The sequence below is a fragment of the Allobosea sp. LjRoot237 genome, from assembly GCF_964253285.1.
GTDB lineage: Bacteria > Pseudomonadota > Alphaproteobacteria > Rhizobiales > Beijerinckiaceae > Allobosea.
The window spans coordinates 5,126,227-5,145,679 of the sequence record NZ_CAXUQP020000001.1; the positions used below are offsets into that span (position 1 = coordinate 5,126,227).

16 protein-coding genes and 1 pseudogene are annotated in these 19,453 nt (G+C 63.4%); 9 read left to right on the plus strand and 8 right to left on the minus strand.

Translation table 11 applies throughout. The features are described from left to right. Positions 1 to 10: 10 nt before the first annotated feature. Positions 11 to 946 (minus strand): PfkB family carbohydrate kinase, encoded by a 936-nt coding sequence (locus ACSQ24_RS24940; RefSeq protein ID WP_436097289.1) that lies wholly within the window; start codon positions 944 to 946, stop codon positions 11 to 13. Continuing rightward, positions 943 to 2,121 carry a fumarylacetoacetate hydrolase family protein gene (locus ACSQ24_RS24945; RefSeq protein ID WP_436097290.1) on the minus strand — a complete coding sequence of 393 codons (1,179 nt, stop codon included), beginning with the start codon at positions 2,119 to 2,121 and terminating at the stop codon, positions 943 to 945. Before ACSQ24_RS24945 ends, ACSQ24_RS24940 begins: the two co-directional genes overlap by 4 nt. Before the next feature lie 202 nt (positions 2,122 to 2,323). Between ACSQ24_RS24945 and ugpB the strand changes: the two genes are divergently transcribed. The 6 genes from ugpB (at position 2,324) to ACSQ24_RS24975 (ending at position 8,651) form a co-directional block, all read left to right on the plus strand. Then, entirely contained in the window at positions 2,324 to 3,640 is a 1,317-nt protein-coding gene (ugpB, locus tag ACSQ24_RS24950) for a sn-glycerol-3-phosphate ABC transporter substrate-binding protein UgpB (RefSeq protein ID WP_436097291.1), read from the plus strand. 60 nt (positions 3,641 to 3,700) lie between these two features. Next, positions 3,701 to 4,582: a sn-glycerol-3-phosphate ABC transporter permease UgpA gene (ugpA, locus tag ACSQ24_RS24955; RefSeq protein ID WP_436097292.1), complete on the plus strand. Its 882-nt coding sequence runs from the start codon at positions 3,701 to 3,703 to the stop codon at positions 4,580 to 4,582. Positions 4,583 to 4,721: 139 nt separating this feature from the next. Next, positions 4,722 to 5,480: a creatininase family protein gene (locus ACSQ24_RS24960; protein WP_436097293.1), complete on the plus strand. Its 759-nt coding sequence runs from the start codon at positions 4,722 to 4,724 to the stop codon at positions 5,478 to 5,480. Then, complete coding sequence (gene ugpE, locus ACSQ24_RS24965; RefSeq protein ID WP_436097294.1) at positions 5,480 to 6,328, plus strand: sn-glycerol-3-phosphate ABC transporter permease UgpE; 849 nt, start codon at positions 5,480 to 5,482, stop codon at positions 6,326 to 6,328. The genes ACSQ24_RS24960 and ugpE overlap by 1 nt, the downstream gene beginning before the upstream one ends. Positions 6,329 to 6,335: 7 nt before the next feature. Then, positions 6,336 to 7,415, plus strand: a complete 1,080-nt coding sequence (locus tag ACSQ24_RS24970; protein ID WP_436097295.1) for a sn-glycerol-3-phosphate import ATP-binding protein UgpC — start codon at positions 6,336 to 6,338, stop codon at positions 7,413 to 7,415. Between the two features lie 858 nt (positions 7,416 to 8,273). Next, on the plus strand, positions 8,274 to 8,651 hold the full coding sequence (locus ACSQ24_RS24975; RefSeq protein ID WP_436097296.1) for a GIY-YIG nuclease family protein: 378 nt from the start codon (positions 8,274 to 8,276) through the stop codon (positions 8,649 to 8,651). 479 nt (positions 8,652 to 9,130) lie between these two features. Here the strand turns inward: ACSQ24_RS24975 and ACSQ24_RS24980 are convergent, their stop codons facing one another. From ACSQ24_RS24980 to ACSQ24_RS24995, 4 genes are all read right to left on the minus strand, one after another. Then, a complete protein-coding gene (locus ACSQ24_RS24980) occupies positions 9,131 to 9,637 on the minus strand; it encodes a HEPN domain-containing protein (RefSeq protein WP_436097297.1) in 507 nt (168 codons plus the stop codon). Position 9,638: 1 nt separating this feature from the next. Then, on the minus strand, positions 9,639 to 10,709 hold the full coding sequence (locus tag ACSQ24_RS24985) for a DUF262 domain-containing protein (RefSeq protein ID WP_436097298.1): 1,071 nt from the start codon (positions 10,707 to 10,709) through the stop codon (positions 9,639 to 9,641). A gap of 81 nt (positions 10,710 to 10,790) precedes the next feature. Continuing rightward, complete coding sequence (uvrB, locus tag ACSQ24_RS24990; protein WP_436097299.1) at positions 10,791 to 13,493, minus strand: excinuclease ABC subunit UvrB; 2,703 nt, start codon at positions 13,491 to 13,493, stop codon at positions 10,791 to 10,793. Positions 13,494 to 13,623: 130 nt separating this feature from the next. After that, entirely contained in the window at positions 13,624 to 14,655 is a 1,032-nt protein-coding gene (locus ACSQ24_RS24995; protein ID WP_436097300.1) for a calcium:proton antiporter, read from the minus strand. 790 nt (positions 14,656 to 15,445) lie between these two features. On the opposite strand from ACSQ24_RS24995, the gene ACSQ24_RS25000 reads away from it, so the two are divergent. From ACSQ24_RS25000 to ACSQ24_RS25010, 3 genes are all read left to right on the plus strand, one after another. Continuing rightward, entirely contained in the window at positions 15,446 to 15,895 is a 450-nt protein-coding gene (locus ACSQ24_RS25000) for a tetratricopeptide repeat protein (RefSeq protein WP_436097301.1), read from the plus strand. A 96-nt stretch (positions 15,896 to 15,991) separates the two neighbouring features. Continuing rightward, positions 15,992 to 17,362: an esterase-like activity of phytase family protein gene (locus ACSQ24_RS25005; protein ID WP_436097302.1), complete on the plus strand. Its 1,371-nt coding sequence runs from the start codon at positions 15,992 to 15,994 to the stop codon at positions 17,360 to 17,362. Positions 17,363 to 17,565: 203 nt separating this feature from the next. Further along, the gene (locus ACSQ24_RS25010; RefSeq protein ID WP_436097303.1) at positions 17,566 to 17,928 is read left to right on the plus strand and encodes an SPW repeat protein; all 363 of its coding nucleotides are present in this window, start codon (positions 17,566 to 17,568) and stop codon (positions 17,926 to 17,928) included. A gap of 55 nt (positions 17,929 to 17,983) precedes the next feature. On the opposite strand, the pseudogene ACSQ24_RS25015 reads toward ACSQ24_RS25010, so the two are convergent. Beyond that, a pseudogene (locus ACSQ24_RS25015) lies at positions 17,984 to 18,144 on the minus strand (sugar ABC transporter ATP-binding protein); the annotation flags it as partial. A 52-nt stretch (positions 18,145 to 18,196) separates the two neighbouring features. Continuing rightward, a complete protein-coding gene (locus ACSQ24_RS25020) occupies positions 18,197 to 19,432 on the minus strand; it encodes a hypothetical protein (protein ID WP_436097304.1) in 1,236 nt (411 codons plus the stop codon). Between the last annotated feature and the right edge of the window lie 21 nt (positions 19,433 to 19,453).

The window sequence follows — 19,453 nt, forward strand, 5'->3', positions numbered from 1 at the left end:
TCCTCGTCAGTCAGTCGTAGGCTGAAGGCGGGTCGAGCCGCGGCGGGTTGCAACCTCGCTCGGCGCAGGTTTCGGCCGCCACCACGGCGGCGAAGCCAAGAGCGGCGGCGCAGAGTTCGTCCGGCAGGTCGCGCAGCACCGGACCGAGACCGCCATTCCGCCAGAGCGAAGCAAGGAAGGCGCCCATGAAACTGTCGCCGGCGCCAATCGTGTCGACGACCTCCTGCGCGAGGGAAGGGAACGGCATCGGCTCGCGGCGGAAGGGCAGGAGGTAGCCGCCTTTCTCGCCATTGGTGACCAGCAGCAGTCGGCCTCCCTGGGCAAACCAGCGCGCAAAGGCGTAGCCGAACTCGGCGCCATGAACTGCTCGCGCATCATCGTTGCTGCATTTCAGGAGATCGCACAGGATGGCCCGCTCCTCGATGGCGCGATGCGCCTCTGCAAGCGCCGGCAGCACGGCCGGCCTGATGTTGAGATCATAGCTGACGCTGAGCCCGGCCTCTCGCGCTCGGCGCATCAACGCCAGCGCCGCCTCGCCCGACGCGCCGATCGTCGCGCCGAAGGAGGTGACGTGCAGATGCGCGAAACCGTCGAGATCCGTCGGCATGGCCGGTGCGATATCGAAGGCCGTTCCGTTCAGCGAGAAATGGTAGGTCGCGGCACCTTCGGCGTCGATCGATGTGACCGTGGCGGAGGGTGTCGGTGCATCGCAGACCTCGACGAAGCGCCGGTCGATGCCCTCTTCCGTCAGGCGCCGGAGGAAAGTCTGGCCGAGCGTATCCTGCGAGAGGCTCACATTAAAGGCTACCGGCGCGCCGCAGCGGGCCAGCGCCAGCGCCGTGTTGAAACCCGAGCCACCGAGCACGGCCTCGCGCTTGCGCCCGGCACTGCCCGGCACGATGTCAACGAGCGCCTCGCCATAGACGAGAACGCCCCTGCCCGTCACAGCAGCCCGCGCTTGGCGAGATTGCGCATCAGATGCGAGGCGCCGAAGCGCCAGGGCTCGCATTCGTCGGTTCGGCGCATCCGGTTGACCAGGGCGCCGAGTTCGGGCGCGGCGATGGTGACGACGTCGCCGTATTTGTGGGTGAAGCCGCCACCCGGCGCGTCGCGATCCTTGATCGGCGCGAACATGGTGCCGAGATAGAGCACCGCCCCGTCCGGATATTGATGATGCGGGCCGATCATCTGCGCGGCGAGGTCGGCCGGATCGCGGCTGATCTTGGCGATCGAGGACGAGCCTTCGAGCGTGAAGCCGTCCTCGCCCTCGACGGTGAGGCTCACCGTCGTCTTGCGGACATGGTCGAGCGAGAAATCGCCGTCGAAGAAGCGGATGAACGGGCCGATCGCCGCGGCCGCATTATTGTCCTTGGCCTTGCCGAGCAGCAGCGCCGAGCGGCCCTCGACATCGCGCAGGTTGACGTCGTTGCCGAGGCTGGCGCCGACGATCCGCCCATCCGAGGCGACGACGAGCACGATCTCGGGCTCGGGATTGTTCCAGCTCGAGGCCGGATGCAGGCCGGCATCAGCGCCGGTGCCGACTGCCGACATCGGCGGCGCCTTGGTGAAGATCTCGGCGTCCGGCCCGATGCCCACCTCGAGATACTGGCTCCAGCTGTTCTGGGCGATCAGCACCTCCTTCAGCCGCATCGCCTCAGGCGAGCCGGGCTTGAGCTTGGAGAGGTCGTCGCCGATGAGCTTTTCGATCTCGGTCCGGATCGCTGCAGCCGCCGCGGGATTGCCGCGCGCCTTCTCCTCGATGACGCGCTCCAGCATCGAGACGGCGAAGGTGACGCCGGCCGCTTTGACCGCCTGCAGATCGACCGGGGCGAGCAGCCAGGGTTTGCCGTCATTGCGGGCGGCGACAGAGCTGTTGGCGAGGAGATCGGCGAGCGCGCCGAGGTTCTCGCCATTGGCTGCGCGCAGCGCCGTCGCCGGGTCGGCGGTCTCGCAGAGATCGCGCATGGTCGGGAAGGCTGCGGTGACGTCGATGACCTCGTCGCCCTGGAGCTTGACCACCGACGGCCCGGCGAGGTCGGGCCGCCAGACCCGGCCAGCCAGCGTGGCGCGGTCGGCATCTGCCGGCAGAGTGTTGGCGGGCGTGAGCGAGAGCGAGGGCATGGCTGATCCGGCTGTGTGCAGTGTGCAGGAAGGCTGAGGAGAACAGCCGCTTCCGCGGAAAATCGCAAGTGCGCGGATGTGCGTCCACAGCGGGGCGGAAATGTCATCGTTTTGTCATTGAACTGTCGCCCCGGCTTCATGCTAGCTTGCGCACCAACGACAAGAACGCCCGCGCATACCGGGGGCTTAGAGGGAGCTGATCATGACCTTCAAATTGAAGACCCTGACCGCCGTCGGCGCATTCGCGCTGGCCGCCGCTTCGCCGGCTCTGGCGCAGACCGAAATCCAGTGGTGGCACGCCATGACCGGCGCCAACAACGACGTCGTCGTCAAGCTGGCCGAGGAGTTCAACGCCTCGCAGAAGGACTACAAGGTCGTCGTCGCCTATAAGGGTTCCTACCCCGACACGCTGAACGCCGGCATCGCCGCCTTCCGTGCCGGCAATGCCCCGCACATCATGCAGGTCTTCGAGGTCGGCACCGCGACGATGATGTCGGCTAAGGGTGCGATCAAGCCCGTCGCCGACGTGATGAAAGACGCCGGCGAGAAGTTCGACCCGAAGAGCTATCTGCCGGCGATCACCGGCTATTATTCGACGACGAAGGGCGAGATGCTCTCCTTCCCGTTCAACTCGTCCTCGATGGTGATGTGGTACAACAAGGACGCGCTGAAGAAGGCCGGCCTGCCGGAAGCGCCGCCGAAGACCTGGCCGGAAGCGTTCGAGGCCGCCAAGAAGCTGAAGGCGGCCGGCTGGGACAAGTGCGGCATCTCCACCGCTTGGACGACCTGGGCCAATATCGAGCAGCTCGGCGCCTGGCACAACGTGCCGGTCGGCACCAAGGCCAACGGCTTCGACGGCTTCGACACCGAGTTCCGCATCAATAGCGATCTCTTCGTCAAGCACCTGACCAATCTCGCCAACCTGCAGAAGGAAGGCGTGTTCTCCTATTCGGGACGCACCAACACCGGCGAGGGCCGCTTCACCTCGGGCGAATGCCCGCTCTTCCTGACCTCCTCGGCCTTCTTCGGCAACGTCAAGGCCAACGCCAAGTTCGACTGGTCGAACGCGCCGATGCCGTATTATCCGGATGTCGCCGGCGCGCCGCAGAACTCGATCATCGGTGGTGCCTCGCTCTGGGTCATGGGCGGCAAGAAGGCCGACGAGTACAAGGGCGTCGCCAAGTTCTTCACCTTCCTCTCGGATGTCGACCGGCAGGTGAAGCTGCACACCGAGTCGGGCTATCTGCCGATCACCAAGGCGGCCTATGAGAAGGTCAAGGCGTCGGGCTTCTACAAGCAGAACCCTTATCTCGAGACCCCGCTGCTCGAGCTCAACAACAAGGAGCCGACCGAAAACTCGCGTGGCGTGCGCTTCGGCGGCCTCGTCCAGATCCGCGACATCTGGTCGGAGGAGATCGAGGCGGCCCTGAACGGCCAGAAGACGCCGAAAGCGGCGCTCGACGCGGCTAATGAGCGCGGCAACCAGGCGCTGCGCCAGTTCGAGCGCACCGCGAAGTAAAAGAGACGATCGAGGGCCGGGACGTTTCGTCCCGGCCTTTCTTTCCCGCCGGGCTGGCCGATGCAGAAATACGCTCACTTCAAGGGGCTGACGATCCCGCTGCTGCTACTCCTGCCGCAGCTCGCGATCACGGTCGTCTTCTTCTATTGGCCGGCGAGCCAGGCCGTCTGGCAGAGCTTCCTGCTGCAGGACGCCTTCGGCATCTCGACCGAATTCGTCTGGCTCGAGAACTATCGCGACCTGTTCGCCAAGCCGGAATATTACAAGGCGCTGATCAACACCGGCATCTTCTCGGTCTTCGTCGCGCTGCTCTCGCTCTCGCTGGCGCTGCTCTTCGCGGTGATGGCCGACCGGCAGATCCGCGGCGCCGAGATCTACAAGACGCTGCTGATCTGGCCCTATGCCGTCGCGCCGGCCATCGCCGGCGTGCTCTGGATCTTCATGTTCGATCCCTCGCTCGGCATGCTCGCCCGCGGGCTGCAATCGCTCGGCGTCGCCTGGAATCCGCGGCTCAACGGCAATGACGCGATGACGCTGGTCATCCTGGCCGCGACCTGGAAGCAGATCTCCTACAATTTCCTGTTCTTCCTCGCCGGTTTGCAGTCGATCCCGAAGAGCGTGATCGAGGCGGCGGTGATCGACGGCGCCCGGCCAATGCGGCGCTTCTGGACCATCGTCTTCCCGCTGCTCTCGCCGACGACCTTCTTCCTGCTCGTCGTCAACCTCGTCTACGTCTTCTTCGACACCTTCGGCATCATCGACACGATCAGCGGCGGCGGCCCTTCGGGCGCAACCGAGACGCTGGTCTACAAGGTCTATTCCGACGGCAAGGGCGGCACCAATCTCGGCGGCTCGGCGGCGCAATCGGTGATCCTGCTGATCATGGTGATCGGCATGACCGCCTTCCAGTTCCGCTTCATCGAGCGCAAGGTGAACTACTGATGCGGCCGGTGCTCACCCTTTCGTCATGGTCGGGCTTGTCCCGGCCATCCACGCCTTCCGTGGTCGAGCGCGGTGTTCAAGACGTGGATGCTCGCCACAAGGGCGAGCATGACGGCTGGACGAGCGGAGGCGCAAGCTGATGGGCTCCGTACTCTGGCAGGAGCTCACCGCCGAGGAATTGCGCGAGAAGGCGGCGAAGGACGCCGTCGTCGTGCTGCCGGTCGCCTCGATGGAGCAGCACGGCCCGCATCTGCCTGTCGGCGTCGATACCATCCTGTGCGGCGGCGTCTGCAAGCTTGCGGCCGAGCGCGCCGGGGATGTCGATGTCGTCGTCGCGCCGACCTTGTGGTGCGGCATGGCCGAGCATCACATGGCCTTCGGCGGCACCTTCACCTTCGACATCCCGACCTACCGGGCCGTCCTGCTCGCCTTGCTGAAGAGCCTCGAGCGCCACGGCTTCCACCGCGTCGTCATCGTCAACGGCCATGGCGGCAATATCGCCGCGCTCGCCGCCTTCCTGCCGGACTTCGCCCGCGAGACCTCGCTCCAGGTCCGCGCCACCACCTATTTCCTGCTGGCGCAGGAGGCGATGGCGCCCTTCATGGACGATCAGGTCAGCGTGCTCCATGCCTGCGAGGTCGAGACCTCGATGATGATGGTGCTGGCACCGGAGACGATCAGGCGAGAGCGGCTCGCCGAGGCGTTCGGCATGCTGGATGCCGACCTGACAGCGCTGACCCGCCCGACCGTCGGCCGCTACCAGCCCTTCCGCCAGATGACCGAGACCGGCGTGATCGGCGATGCCCGCAAGGCGACGCCGGAGAAGGGCACAGCCTTCCTCGACGCTGCCGCGGATGCGCTGGCGATGCTTCTGAGTGACCGCGGAGGACAAGGCTGATGGTCGAGGACCGCCGCCTCGGCGATGCGATCGCCTATGTGATCCTGACGATCGGCGTGTTCATCTGCGCCTTTCCGGTCTGGCTGACCTTCGTCGCCTCGACCTGGGACAACGCCACCATCATCAACGGGCAGTTGCCGCTCTATCCCGGGCCGCACTTCTTCGAGAACTACTACCGCATCCTCTTCGTCGGCACCTCCGGCTCGACCCGCGAGCCGGTGGCGAGCATGATGTTCAACTCCTTCGTGATGGCGATGGCGATCGCGCTCGGGAAGATCTTCATCTCGGTGCTCTCGGCCTACGCCATCGTCTATTACCGCTTCCCGTTCCGGATGGCGGCGTTCTGGATCATCTTCGTCACGCTGATGCTGCCGGTCGAGGTCCGCATCTTCCCGACCTTCAAGGTCGTCTCCGATCTCGGCATGCTCGACAGCTATCAGGGCCTGGCCGTGCCGCTGATCGCCTCGGCCACCGGCACGCTGCTGTTCCGGCAGTTCTTCATGACCATCCCGGACGAACTGCTCGAGGCGTCGAAGATCGATGGCGCCGGCCCGTTCAAGTTCTTCAAGGATACGGTGCTGCCGCTGTCGCTGACCACGATCGCGGCGCTGTTCGTCATCCAGTTCATCTATGGCTGGAACCAGTATCTCTGGCCGCTGCTGATCACGACCAAGGACTCGATGCAGACCATCGTCATCGGCATCCGCAAGATGATCACCACCTCCGACGCCCTGACCGAATGGCAGATGGCCATGGCGACCGCCATGCTCGCCATGCTGCCACCGGTCCTCGTCGTCATCGCCATGCAGAGGCTCTTCGTGAAGGGCCTCGTCGAGACAGAGAAGTAGCCCGCTTATGGCTCAGGTCACGCTCAACAACGTCAAGAAGATCTATGCCGGCGGCGTCGAGGCGGTGAAGGGCGTCTCCTTCGACATTCCCGATGGCGGCTTCTGCGTCCTCGTCGGTCCGTCCGGCTGCGGCAAGTCGACCCTGCTGCGCATGGTCGCCGGGCTCGAGACGATCTCGGAAGGCGAGGTCGCGATCGGCAGCCGCGTCGTCAACCAGGTCGAGCCGGCCGACCGCGATATCGCCATGGTCTTCCAGAACTACGCGCTCTATCCGCATATGAGCGTCTACGACAACATGGCCTATGGCCTGCGCAACCGTGGCACGCCCAAGGACGAGATCGACAAGCGCGTGCAGGAAGCCGCGCGCATCCTCGCGATCGAGCCCTTCCTGCAGCGCCGCCCGCGCCAGCTCTCCGGTGGCCAGCGCCAGCGTGTCGCCATGGGCCGCGCCATCGTCCGCAAGCCGCAGGTCTTCCTATTCGACGAGCCGCTCTCCAATCTCGACGCCAAATTGCGCGTGCAGATGCGCGTCGAGATCAAGAAGCTGCAGCGCGCGCTCGGCGTCACCGCGATCTATGTCACCCACGACCAGGTCGAGGCGATGACGCTCTCGGACAAGCTCGTGGTGATGAATGGCGGCCAGGTCGAGCAGATCGGCGTGCCCTCGGAGGTCTATCGCAAGCCGGCGAGCCGCTTCGTCGCCACCTTCATCGGCTCGCCGCCGATGAACCTGCTGCCGGGCCAGGTCGACGGTGCCGGCATCATCGCGCTCGGCGATGCCCTCCTGCAGGCGCGCGATCTGCGCGAGGACTTGGCCAGCGGCACCGCGGTCGAGGTTGGCCTCAGGCCTGAGGACATCGAGATCGCTTCGGAGGGCGCCGCCGGCTCGCTGCCCTTCGACGTCGAGTTCATCGAGGAACTCGGTGCGACCCAGCTCTTCCACGGCCAGCTCGCCGGCAAGCCCTTCGTGATGCAGGCGGCGACCGGCGAGGTTGCGGCGCAGGCCGGACGGCTCTGGATCTCCGTCGACCCCGACAAGGTCCACGTCTTCGACGCGGAAAGCGGCGTCAAGCTCGGGCGGAGCTGAGAGCGGGCACGGGAGCCTCCTTTCCGATTAGCCTCCTTCTCCCCCCGGGGGAGAAGGTCCGGCAGGGGATGAGGGCGGGTCGACTGGGTGAGCCGCTTCTGAGCGCAACGCCATCCTTCCCTCATCCGTCAGCGCTTCGCGCTGCCACCTTCTCCCCACCAATGTCGGCTGTTGCCGACTTTGGCACTTTGAGTTGCCCATCTCGGGCAGGCCCGAGATGGGTGGGAGAAGGAAGATCGCGCCCAAGCGTCGTCCCCGCCCGCAGGATCATCCAGCGGGCGTTGTCGCAATCGAGGGGCAGCGGAGCGCCGCGAGGCGCGGTTTGGTATCCGCTTCCGTTGAGCCAGGAAGCGGCGCGAAGGGGTTGAGCCACCCCCCGCACGCCCCGTGGCGCTCCGCCATCGGCGATTTTAAAGCTCCGGGCCGCGCTTCATTCGGATCGCCCGCCGATCCCGCCCGCCGCCTTCACCAGTGCCCCTCATCGGGCCGTCGCGTCGGCATTCGAGCGGTGTGTCATCGGCGGGCCATCCAGCTAGCGAGCTCCTCGCGCAGGGGCCGTAGTACCCCCAGGTCGGTTCCCGAAGCCTCCCGAGTCCGGGGTGCAAACCCGGCCGCAGGCGCCGCACCCACCCCGCCAAACGACATGCCTCCGGATGGCCGCCCCCCCGGGGATGGGATGCGGCGGAGTATACGGGAGGTTCGGAGGGCGGGGATAAATCGCCATTCTGTCCCCGCCACCTCCGTCATGGTCGGGCTTGTCCCGACCATCCACGTCTTGACGTCGACGACGTGCCGCGACCTGCCTTGCGAGGGGGCCCAGCCTTCCACCGCCTTCTCCAAGCCGAACCGGCGCAAGACGTGGATGGTCGCCACAAGGGCGACCATGACGGGAGAGGCATTCGCGCCCTTGTCGGTAGCTGGGCTGCCCGCCATCCTGCCGGCATGAAGCGCAAGGGTGGCTGGGTCTACATCATGACCAACCGGCCGAATGGCACGCTCTATCTCGGCGTGACGAGCGATCTGGCGCGCCGCGTCCATGAGCATCGCGAGGGGCTGGTGACCGGCTTCACCAAAACCCACGGCCTCAAGCGGCTCGTCTGGTATGAATGGCATGACGAGATCGAGGCTGCGATCCAGCGCGAGACCTCGATGAAGCGCTGGTACCGCGCCTGGAAGACCCGCACGATCATGGCGCACAACCCGGACTGGAACGACCTCCACGACGAATTGGCGTGAGCGCGCCGAGCGCGATCCCGCGCTCATCCCGTCATGGTCGCCCTTGTGGCGACCATCCACGTCTTGCGCCAGCCGGGGCCGGGCGAAGCAGCTGTCAGAACCGCGTCATGGTCGGGCCTGTCTCGACCATCCACGTCTTTGCTCGGTGGAGGGTGGTCACAGCTTTCGTTGCGAGTAGCCCGTCAGCAGCGTCGCAAGACGTGGATGCTCGGCACAAGGCCGAGCATGACGGGGAGAAGCGTCAGAACCTCAACCCTGCCTTCTCCCGGATGGGAGAAGGTGGCGCGGAGCGCCGGATGGGCTGGCAAAGTCTGCACGCCGCAGCAGCCGGGTCGCAGCAGCGTCAGCGTCAGATGTCCAGCTCTTGCCAATACTTCTCTACCCCGGCGGAGAAAGATTTCCTACACCCTCGTCAATTCACCGCCCCTATAGAAATAATAAGCTCTCCATATGATGGTATAGATTCTAAAAAATTATTATTATTCAAACGCGTCATAAAAAGCAAATATTACATGCCTAGCGTATCGGTGCGTATTTATAGCCTCTTCAATAGTTGTATTTTTTTGGCCAGCATGAGCGTATGCATGTCGCCAATCAAGTATCTGTTCGTAGCATTTTTCTATATCCTTGCCGAGAAGTCGATTAACTTTCGATTGTCTATATCTAAGTTTATCTTTGAATCTCTTCGGCGCTTTGTCGCAGAACGAATTTGCGTACTTATGTAAATCTCGGGGCGAAACGCGGCTGTTCAATTTTGAGTATTGTTGAGATGTGTATCGTGCAAAAACGTCTCCATTCTTTGATGCAAAATTAATCAACGTTTCCTTAACGCAGGCTTCATAATTTGCAGCAATAGCTACAACAAGCAATCCAGCCAAGTCTGACCTGAAGTCGATAACTCCCAACTCCGAATTAGGAACGCGAACATTAATCTCTTTTGCGAGACTATCAATTCGATCCAAATGGGGGAGCAGGTCTGAGCGCATGCTAAGTCAAAAACAGCTTCGCTCGCCGAATACGATTCTGCAAAACAGCCGTATCGGTCGTTCCACCCGTTACATTATTCTGAAACTCACCGTCCTGTAACAACGACGTATAACCGGATTTTAGTTTAGCTACTGTAATTGTAGGATTTTCTAAAACACAGATCATTACCGCTTCAAGAACTGCGGAATTAATTACACCCTTTGGCCGAAAAGGACGAACTAGATTATTATTCACAAATTTTACAGCAACAGGAAATTGCCGCTTGAATTCTACTGCCTTTGTAGATTCAAATGATCTATTTGTATTCATAAAGTTATTTAGGTAGGTAAGCATAGGCTTTTCATAAGAGCCCCACGACTTGTAAAGAGAGAATAATCTCAAAACAAGCTCAACATCCTTCTGGCTTTTATCGGGCTTAGATAAGCCCAAAATATTTTGCCATTCTGGAAGTATATTGAGAGATCTTAGTTCTCCAACTATATTTCCTCGGTAAACTGCGTTCCTAATCTCTTGTGGCTTCAGGCGAGTTCCACCCGTATTCAATCTTTGAAATATATGAAAAACGCTTTCGCTGCTTTCGGTTGGCTTGATCTGCTTAATATTGATAGTTCGCAAAGTTGAATTTCTGATTTTCCGCTGATCTCGCGGAGGAAGATCAGCGAACGACTTCCCGTTATGTTCAGATCTCTCGGAGAGGCCCTTTAATTTAAAAACTTGACGACGGCCCTTATTGTCTTCTTCACCAAAAAACCCATCAAGGAAGTACTTGACCGAGAGTAATCTCTGTTGTCCATCGATTACCTCAAGCTGATCTTCATTATTTACGTAAAGAAATACCTGCGGAACGGGAAGTCCCATCAGAAATGACTCTACGAGCCGCGATGCTTGTTCAATCTTCCATACATATCGCCTTTGATAAAAAGGAATAATTATATCATTCCTAGCAATCTGATTAGACAACAACTCTAACGTCGGATCAGACGGAGAAACAGAGATGTCAAACTCAACGTACGGAACTTCGTCGAGTTCATCCTCTGTGTCAAAATCGTCACTATCCTGTTCTTCGATCAATTTACACCTCAATACTCTCAATCATTGCGAGCATTATCGTCGGCGATTTACTCTCAGCATGTCAACGGCCAATCGGATCCGCTACCTCCGCCTTCCCCTTCTCTCCCCCGCCCCCTTCGGCCGGGCCTCCGGCACCGGGCCCATCTCGTCGAGCGTCGGCTTGCGCGGCCGTGCCACGCTCGCTTTCGGGCGGCCCTCGCCGCCGCCCCAGTTGTGCGGGCCCATGTCGGCGTCGGTCGGCTTGCGGGCCCGCGTCGGCAGATTGGCCGAGGCGCCATAGCTGCGCTCGCCGCGATACTTGCCGGCCGAGGACTCGACATCGCTTTGGCGGGCGAGCGGGTCGTCGGCGATGGCGAGCTCGGTCGCCTGCAGGCGCTTGATCTCGTCGCGCATCCGGGCGGCGGTCTCGAATTCGAGATCGGCGGCGGCCTCGCGCATGCGCTTTTCGAGATCGGCGATCGCGGCCTTGAGGTTGTGGCCGCTGGTCGGGCCTTCGATCAGGCCCTTGTCGACGGTGACATGGTCGCGCTCATAGACCGAGCCGAGGATGTCGCCGATGGCGCGCTTGATCGTCTGCGGCGTGATGCCGTGCTCGGCGTTATAGGCCTCCTGCTTCTCGCGGCGGCGATTGGTCTCGGCCATCGCCCGCTCCATCGAGCCGGTGATGTGGTCGGCATAGAGCACGACCTTGCCGTCGACATTGCGGGCGGCGCGGCCGATGGTCTGGATCAATGAGGTCTCGGAGCGCAGGAAGCCCTCCTTGTCGGCGTCGAGAATGGCGACGAAGCCGCATTCGGGGATGTCGAGCCCCTCGCGCAGCAGGTTGATGCCGACGAGGACGTCGAAGGCGCCGAGGCGCAGATCGCGCAGGATCTCGATGCGCTCGATCGTGTCGATGTCGGAGTGCATGTAGCGCACGCGCACGCCGTTCTCGTGCAGGTACTCGGTCAGGTCCTCGGCCATGCGCTTGGTCAGCACGGTGACAAGGGTGCGGTAGCCCTTGGCCGCGACCTCCTTGACCTCGTCGAGGAGGTCGGCGACCTGGTGCTTGGCCGGGCGGATCTCGACCGGCGGGTCGATCAGCCCGGTCGGGCGGATGACTTGCTCGGTGAAGACGCCGCCGGTCTGGTCCATCTCCCAACCGCCGGGCGTGGCCGAAACATGGACCGAGGACGGGCGCATCGCATCCCATTCCTCGAAGCGCAGCGGCCGGTTGTCCATGCAGGAGGGCAGGCGGAAGCCGTATTCCGCCAGCGTCGCCTTGCGGCGGAAGTCGCCTTTGTACATGGCGCCGATCTGCGGCACGGTGACATGGCTCTCATCGGTGAAGACGAGGGCGTTGTCGGGCAGATATTCGAACAAGGTCGGCGGCGGCTCGCCCGGCTTGCGGCCGGTGAGATAGCGCGAATAGTTCTCGATGCCGTTGCAGGAGCCGGTCGCCTCGATCATCTCGATGTCGAAGGTGCAGCGCTGGTCAAGCCGTTGCGCCTCCAGATAGCGGCCCATGCGGTTGAGCTCGTCGAGCCGGCCCTTGAGCTCCTGCTTGATCGACTTCACCGCCTGGTTCAGCGTCGGCCGCGGCGTGGTGTAGTGCGAATTGCCGTAGACCTTGATGAATTCGAGCTCGCCGGTCTTCTGGCCGGTCAGCGGGTCGAACTCGGAGATCGACTCGACCTCGTCGCCGAACAGGCCGATGCGCCAGGCGCGATCCTCATAGTGGGCCGGGAAGAGCTCGACCGTGTCGCCGCGCACGCGGAACGAGCCGCGGGCGAAATCATGCTGGGTGCGCTTGTATTGCAGCGCGACGAGGTCGGCGATCAATTGGCGCTGCTCGATGCGCTCGCCGAGCTTCAGCGAGAAGGTCATCGCCGTATAGGTCTCGACCGAGCCGATACCGTAGATGCACGAGACCGAGGCGACGATGATGACGTCGTCGCGCTCGAGCAGCGAGCGCGTCGCCGAATGGCGCATGCGGTCGATCTGCTCGTTGATCGAGGATTCCTTCTCGATATAGGTGTCCGAGCGCGGGACGTAGGCCTCCGGCTGGTAGTAGTCGTAATAGGAGACGAAGTACTCGACCGCGTTGTCGGGGAAGAAGCTCTTGAACTCCCCGTAGAGCTGGGCCGCCAAGGTCTTGTTCGGCGCCAGGATCAGCGCCGGGCGCTGCGTCTCCTCGATCACCTTGGCCATGGTGAATGTCTTGCCGGAGCCGGTGACGCCGAGCAGGACCTGGTCGCGCTCCTGCCGCCTGATGCCGTCGACGAGATCGGCGATCGCGGTCGGCTGGTCGCCGGCCGGCTCGAAATCCGATTTCATCTGGAAGCGGACGCCGCCTTCCGATTTCTCGGGACGATCGGGCCGGTGCGGCGTCCAGGGCTTGCCCGGCTCGATGAACGGGCTGCCGGTCTCGAGCAGCGCCTGCAGCGATTTCGCCGTCATCGATGCGGCGCTGTCGCTGTCCGGGTCGAAGGCGGCATCGGCTTTTTTGGAGAGTTTTCGCGGCTTGCTCTCGCCCGGCGCGCCCGGCCGCGCCTCGTAGCCGGCTTGCGGCGCGTCGCTGAAGCCGGAGGCGCCGCCCGGAACCGCCTTGCCGCGGTTGATCGCCGGGTTGAGCAGGTCGGCGAGATAGCCTTCGAGCGGCTTGAGGTCCGGCTTGGTCGCCTTGGAATTAGGCGTGCGGGCACTGGCGGGCTTCTTGGCCGCCTTTGCCTTGCTGGGCGATTGGGCCTTGCCCGCGGCGGGCGGCGAGGCGGTGTCGGAGCTGGCATTGGGACGCTTGGGCATGGCGGCAATATGGGCGCAGTTCGCCACCGATGCGAGAGGGTCGGGCGCATTCCCGGCCCGGTTGATGACAGGAGTTGACAGGAGTCGATACGCGACCCTTGGCTGGATCATCGGGGAGGCCCCGTAACAATCACCCCCACCAGAAGATGCTTGCGATGATGACGTAGAGGCCAATGAGAGCGACGCCGTCGACAATGTCGGCGCGTCCATCCACTGTCACGACGGTTACCACCAGGACCGATGCAAAGAGGGCGACAGCGAGAATTGGTGGTACTGCCAACGTGAACGGCGCCCCGCCAAGCGCAAAGCTGATGAGGATCAGGACCGGGATCAAGACAACCGCGACTTGCAGCGCGCTATTGAGCACGACGCTGACTGCAAGGTCGGCTTTGCCTTGGGCCGCAAGGCGGATGCCTACGACATTCTCAACCGCGTTTCCAGCTATCGCGACGACGACCAGCCCTGCGAACGCCTGGCTCAGACCCATCGTCTCGATCGCCGGCCCAAGAGCGTCGACGAACCAGTCCGAGACCAGAGCAGCCACCACGCCACAAAGTGTCAGGACACCGACAGCCAATGCCGGGGGCCAGGCTCGAAGGCGTCCGCGCGCCTCGGATGGCACGGTTCGTTGGCCATGAACCAGCATGACCCGCGTCTGGACCAAGAAGACGACCAGAAGAACGATCGCGCACACCACTGACAGAGACTGCTCGTGCTCGCCCGCCGGAAGATGTAGCTCGTGCGCGAGGGTGGGCAGCACCAGGGCGCATACCGCCAGCAAGAGCAGCGTGGCGATCATTCTCGAAGCCTGGCGCTCGAACGTCAGGACGCCGTGCCTTGCGCCGCCAACCACGAAGGAAATCCCGAGGACCAGGAGTGCGTTACTCAAGATCGAGCCGATCAGCGACGCCTGGACCACGACGACGAGACCCGCCTGGAGCGCGAAGATGGCAACGAACAATTCAGGAAGGTTGCCGACTGCCGACTGCACTATGCCGGTCGCTGCCGGCCCCAGATAGTTGCCCAGATGATCCGTTGCCTCCCCGATGAGATGTGCGACGGCTCCGAGCGCCAACGCGCAGGCGGCAAAACTCGGGAGCGATCCGGCTCCAGCGAAATGCAACGCCGCGGCCAACCCCACCAGGCCCGCAGAAGCGGCCATGACCAATCGGTCCTTGCGTTCTACCATGCCCAGCATTTCGAATGCCTTCTCCCATGTGAAGAGGCGAGCGCTCCGACCGGAGTATGAAATCAAACGGTAGCCGGCTCTGTTTGCTGTCCCAATCAAGAATATCTCGCACAAGGTGCAGGCTGTGGCCTTGGCTCGTGCTCGCGCCTGCTGGGAAGACGTGATGCTCGTGCCCCTGAACAGAGCCACACCATGCCCGCCGACATCGGTCGATGAAAGTTCCGGTGCGCTCGATCTCAACCAGACAAATCGTCGACGAGCCGTCCTGAACGGCATGCTCGGTCCGGTTTAATTCCGGATAGGAGCGCTAGACGACGTAGCAGATTACTCTCGGCGTCCTCGCAAGTCTCCCGGTGGATTTGGACCGGGTCTCGAAGCCGCGGCAACGAAGGGAGCGGACGATTGCCGGCTCGAAGCAGGCTAGCTGCCGTCGCTGACCTCGCACGCCTTCGCATGATGGCACCTATCCGCTCTGCGATCAGGAACATTCTCGTGGAAGCTTCGGTTGAGCCATTCGCAGAGGGTCCGAAGGCGGATTTCGTTCAATGCTGCCCCCGAGGCAGGGGGCGTCCCGCGACTGACGGCCCCGAATGACCAAAAAGAAGCCACATGACACCGATCCGAGGAACGAAAGCCACGTCGCTGGTCGACGGCCGCTCCCGGACATAAGCTCTACTGTCATGAAAGCGCCCCATGATCGCCTGCCGGCCGAAATCCAGGCAGCGTGTCCGGTTCGGCAAGAAGCAGATGGAGAGAGGCGGCTATGCGGCTGTTCGGCCTTGTTGGCGGCGCGCTGACGCTGCTGCTTTCGATGGGCGCGGCACAGGCGGTCGGCCCCGACTGGACCATGCTCGACGAGGATCCGGACTATCGCCAGGCGCGACGCTGGATCGAGGAGAAGAACTACCAGCCAGCGATCGACAAGTTGATGGGCCTGCTTGTCCGGCAGCCGAACTCGCCGGAGCTGTTGAATTGGATCGCCTTCTCGCAGCGCAAATTGAAGAACTATCCGGTCTCGAAGCAGTTCTACGATGCCGCGCTGCTGCGCGACCCGACCTATCTGCCGGCGCTGGAATACCAGGGCGAATGGTTCATCGAGACCGGCGACATGGCCTCGGCCAAGGCCAATCTCGAAAAGCTCGCCAAGCTCTGCGGGCGCTGCCACGAATGGCAGGATCTCGATCAGGCGATCCGGGCGGCGGAGGCGAAGTAAGCGCCGTCACGCAAGCGTCACGACGTTGTCGCGCGACTGCAAGATGCGGACGCGAAGCGGGGCCGTCCCGCTTTTCCGCAACCGGAGCTTCACGCCATGCGCCTGCGCCTCGCCGCCGCCCTGCTTCTGTCGTCCACCATGCTCGCCGGCGCGCAGGATGCGCCGCAAGGAGCGCCGAAAGAGTTTCCGGCCAAGCTGGTCGGCCATGCCCTGCTGCCCGCCAACACCATCATCCCGGCCCCGGCCGATGCGCCGGCCGACCTCAAGATCTCCGGCAAGTTCACGACGCCGGGCAAGCGCATCGAGCAGGTCGGCACGGTGATGGGTACCTCGGGCGGCCGCCCGACCGGTCTCTCCACCCCCTTCGCCGGCCAGCCCGTGCAGGGCTTTTCCGGCATCCGCTCGCTGGGCAATGGCGAGTTCCTGGTGCTGACCGACAACGGCTTCGGCGCCAAGGCGAACTCGCCGGACGCGATGCTGTTCTTCCATAAGCTCAAGGCCGATTTCGAAGGCGGCAAGATCGAGCGCACCGCGACCACCTTCCTGCACGATCCCGACAAGAAGGTGCCGTTCCGCATCGCCAACGAAGGCACAGAGAAGCGCTACCTGACCGGCGCGGATTTCGACCCGGAATCGATCCAGCCGATCGGTGGGAAGATCTGGATCGGCGACGAGTTCGGCCCGTATCTGATCCGCGTCGACGCCAGCGGCAAGGTCGAGGCGGTGTTCGAGACCACGGTCGACGGCAAGCCGGCCCGCTCGCCCGACCATTACGCCGTGACCACGCCGGGCGCGCCGAACTTGGCCGTAGAGTTCAATGTCCGCCGCTCCAAGGGCTATGAGGGCATGGCGCAGTCGCCGGACGGCCGCTTCCTCTACCCGCTGCTCGAAGGCCCGCTCTGGAACGCCGAAACCAAGGGCAATGAAGAGGTCGACGGCAAGGAAGTGCTGCGCATCCTCGAATTCGACGTCCAGAACGAGAAGTGGACCGGCCGCTCCTGGTTCTTCCCGCTCGAGCAGAAGGGCCTCGCCATCGGCGACTTCAACATGATCGACGGCACCACGGCGCTGATCATCGAGCGCGATAATGGCGAGGGCACTGCCGACCGCGCCTGCACGGCCGGCCAGAAGGGCCCGGACTGCTTCCACGACCTCGCCAAGTTCAAGCGCATTGTCAAAATCGAGATGACCGACGCCAATGTCGGCAAGCCCGTGCGCAAGGTCGGCTATATCGACTTGATGAAGATCGCCGATCCCGACAGACGAGCGAAGCAGGGAGCCATCGACGGCGTGCTGCCCTTCCCGTTCTTCACCATCGAGAATGTCGACGTGGTCGATCTCGCTGAAGGCATCATCGTCGTCGGCAACGACAACAACCTGCCCTTCTCCTCCTCGCGCGATCCGAAGAAGGCCGACGACAACGAGCTGGTGTTGCTCTCGGTGAAGGAGCTGCTCGCGGCCAAGTGAGTCGCTCGGCTCGCCAAAGTCACGGCGAAGTCGAACATCGCCTACGCCAAGCTGTCAGGTGTCGTCATGGCCGGTTCACGCCGGCCATGACTGTTTATCGGCTAGTCCTTGAGCTGTTTCAGCGGCAAGCGTATAATGATTATGACCAAGCGCCTCGTGCGCGAGGCGTAGTGGTTGGATGATCTTCACTCACGGAGGTGATCATGTTAACCGCGAATATGGGTGGAAAACGGCCGCAGGACTGGCTCAACCTGATCCTCGGCGCACTCCTGTTCATCTCGCCCTGGATGATGGGCTTCCTGGCCGACACCACACCGACCCGCAATGCCTGGCTGGTCGGTGCTGTTCTCGCCGTGATCGCGATCGCAGCGCTCGCCGCCTTCGCCGAATGGGAAGAATGGGTGAACCTGGCGCTCGGCCTCTGGCTGATCGCCGCGCCCTGGATTCTCGGCTTCACCGGCAATGTCAGCGCGTTCCAGACACATCTGGTGCTCGGCGTGCTGACGGCCGCCGTCTCGGCCTGGGCAGTCTGGGACTACCGGCACGAGCCGCATGCCACGGCCTGAACGGCCGGCCGGGTCCGCCAGGCCCGCGGACCCGGCCACACGATCCTAATTCCGTAGCGCCCGGCCCGGCGACCGCGCCGGGCGGGCCTTTGCCTGAAATGATCATGCCCAGCACCTCGTCCGGGGCGGCGTCGCGGACATGGATGATGCGGCCACCTTGCCGTTCTTCATCACCCCGATCCGGTCGGCGAGGTCGAAGACACCGTGCAGGTCATGGCGATCTGCCGGAAAGCGCCTGGTTCCGGATGGAATTTGGTCGCAGACTTTCCTAGCGACACACCGCCGTGCGCAGCGCCGGCAGGCGCAGGAGTTCGGCCGCCGTTCCGCTGCGCTGCCAGGTCGAGGGCACGCCGTCTTCCGCCGGCGGCTCGATCTTCAGCGACATCGACGTCCTGTCGGTCAAGCCGCACAAGGTCTCGCGCAGGACATCGACGGTCATCGGCGCGTCGGGATCGCTGCCATCGTCGTTGCGCGCGACGATCGGCGGGCCGTTCGGAAAGGTCAGCGTGACCGTGCGCAGCCGCGTCGGGATCGGAGCGTCGCCGAACAGGAGCCGCATCTGCAGGACGGTCGTCTGCTGGTAGCGCCCCTCGCCGATGGACAGCGCCAGGCGCAGCTTGCCGCCACGGTGCGGGCCGAGCTCGACCGAGCCGATCGGGGTGGCCGGCGCGACCAGTGTCGCTGGAATCACCGGCGCCGCCGCGCTCAAGCCCGCAGATCTGCCCGGCGGCAGCCCCGTCCGCAGGCTGGAGAAGGCGAGCGCGGCCGAGCCGAGCTCCGTCGCGATCGTCGTCGCGAGCATCTCGTCGGGCTTGAGATAGCGCATCGTGTCGGCTGGCGTCGACACCGTTGTCTCCAGGAAGGACCGGTCGAGCCCCATCGCATTGAGATAGCGCCTCATCTTGGCGTCGATTTCGCCGGTCGCCTGCTCCTGCTTGACCGTCCGCGTCTCCGTTCTCTCGTCGACCAGCTCCCTGCGCCCGCGCACGATCTTGTAGTCGCGCACCGTCGTCGTCTCGGTCTCGACGATGGTCTGCTGGTGCACGCCGATGCGCGATTGCGGCGGGATGATCCGCCGTTGTCCCCCGGCGAGGAAAAGCGTGCAGGCCGAGGCGCAGAGCGGGCTGCGCTCGTCGATCGTACCGAGCGCCGGGTCGCGCTGGGTGAAGACGGTGCGGGCGACCGCGATGTCGAGGCCGCTCTTGCGGACGAGCTCGCCCATGGCGATAGCAGCCTCGACCGTGCCGCCGGTCGAATAGACCAGCAGCGGCAGCTTGCGCCCGTTCAATTCGGCGAGCGCACGGCGCAGTTCGGCGAGCGTCTCATTGCTGATCGCGCCCTGGGCCGCGAGCCATTCACGACAATCGGGCTCGCAGGGCTCGGCGCTGCGGGTCAGCACGATACGCATCGGTTCCGGCTGCGGCGCCGGAACAGGCTTGTCCTGCGCCACCGCCGGCAGGGCGAGCAGCGAAAAAGCCAGAGCCAGGAGGGAAACGATACGCATCACGAAACCAGCGTTCTCCGC